A 1,673-nucleotide genomic window follows, 5' to 3' on the forward strand; every position below is an offset into this window, starting at 1 on the left:
GGTCGTGGCCAGGCTGCTGCCGGCCCTGCCGGAGGACCCGGACTTCGCCGGCGGGCCCCGGGGTGGTGCCCGTATCCCGCTGGCCGACGGGGAGATGGCCGGCTGGGCGCGCAGCGCGACGTCCTGGTGGCTGCCGACCACCTCCGTCGCGACGGGTGTCGCCGGTGTCGTCCTCTCGTTCACCCTGGGACCGTTCGCCGGGCTGCCCCTCGTGGTCGTCGGTCTGGTCCTCCTGACCTTCAGCCGGACGAACGTCACGGTGGACCGCCGCGGGCTCACCGTCGCCGGGCTCCTCCCCTGGCCGCGCGTCCAGGTGCCTCTGGAGCGCATCGACGCCGCCACGAGCCGGGACGTCAACGCCATGGCGGACTACGGCGGGTGGGGCTACCGGGTCCGTCCGACGGGCTCAGGAGTGATCTTCCGGTCCGGTGAGGCGCTCGTGGCCCGACTGGAGAACGGGCGCGACTTCGCCGTGACGGTCGACGACTCCGCCACCGGGGCCGCTCTGCTCAACACGCTGGTCGACCGCCGACGGGGAAGGGGCTGAGGGTGCTCTTCCGGGTCGACCCCTCGTCCTCGGTGCCGCTCGGCGACCAGATCGCCGCGTGTGTCCGCCGCGCCATCTCGGACGGAACGGTGGCACCGGGGGAGCGGCTGCCGGCGGCACGAGCGCTCGCCGACTCCCTGGGGGTCAACGTCCACACCGCCCTCCGCGGCTACCAGCGGCTGCGTGAGGAAGGCTTGATCGAACTCCGCAGGGGCCGGGGGGCGGTGGTCACCGCCGGTGCCTCCCCCCACCGCGCACGGCTGCTGGAAGGGGTGCGTGCCGTGGTGGCGGAGGCCCGGGAGCTGGGAATGACGGAGGCGGACCTGCTGGACCTGGTCCGCGTCGAACTGAAGGCCTGAGGCCTCGCACCGCACACGGCGGGGGCCGCCCCTCTCGGGCGGCCGCGAGGCCGTTCTGCCAGAGAGAGTTCACCCGGGAGCGCTCCGTGGCGTCCGGGTAGGCGTTGGTGCAGGAGGGACCGGGACCGCCGCCCGACATCAGCTCGCTGCACGGGCCGCTGTAGTGGTCCGGCAGGCCGAGCACGTGACCGGTCTCGTGCGTCGTGACGCGGGTCGAGTCGTACTGCTGGTTCTGGGCGTAGTCGAGGAAGACGTAGCCCCGGCCGTGCCCGTCGGTGCTGGCGTACGAACCACGGGCGTCGTTGCCCTCGTAGTAGACGAAGTCCGCGTTCGAACCCTCCTGGAGCTTCACGTTGCTGACGGAGCTGTTCCAGATGGACGCGCTGCTCGCTATCTGGCTGCGGAAGCTGGGCGCCTGGGCCGCGCTGTAGACCACGGTGACCGCCTGCGCGCCGGGTACGGCGGCGCGCTTCTCCGCGACCGACTTCATGACGGCTTCGAAGAACGCCTGGTTGGCGGCGGCGTTCTCGCCCGACGCGGCGTACGCGGCGTAACCGGTCGTGGAGGCGGAGGGCGCCGAGTGGGCCGGGGCGGCGGCGACCGCGGGGGAGGTGCCGAGCGCCACGGCGAGGCCGAGACCGGCGACGGCCGACATGAGGACGGTCCTGGGGTGTCTCATGGGGGGTTCTCCTACCTGTCCGGTGAACCCCGTCCGAGGACGGGGAACGGGTGGGGGGTACGGAGCTGTCTCTTATACACATCTCTGA

General features: G+C 72.5%; 1 protein-coding gene and 2 pseudogenes. 2 read left to right on the forward strand and 1 reads right to left on the reverse strand.

The annotated features are described in order from the left end of the window. Positions 1-547: pseudogene (locus IH13_RS0110345) on the forward strand (DUF1648 domain-containing protein); the annotation flags it as partial. A 2-nt stretch (positions 548-549) separates the two neighbouring features. Further along, positions 550-906, forward strand: coding sequence for a GntR family transcriptional regulator (locus IH13_RS0110350; RefSeq protein ID WP_031083125.1), 357 nt, complete (start codon positions 550-552; stop codon positions 904-906). A gap of 37 nt (positions 907-943) precedes the next feature. Here IH13_RS0110350 and snpA read toward each other — a convergent pair. After that, positions 944-1,585, reverse strand: a pseudogene (gene snpA, locus IH13_RS40680) (snapalysin); the annotation flags it as partial. Positions 1,586-1,673 lie beyond the last annotated feature (88 nt).

This window comes from Streptomyces sp. NRRL WC-3549 (assembly GCF_000721935.1).
Classification (GTDB): domain Bacteria; phylum Actinomycetota; class Actinomycetes; order Streptomycetales; family Streptomycetaceae; genus Streptomyces.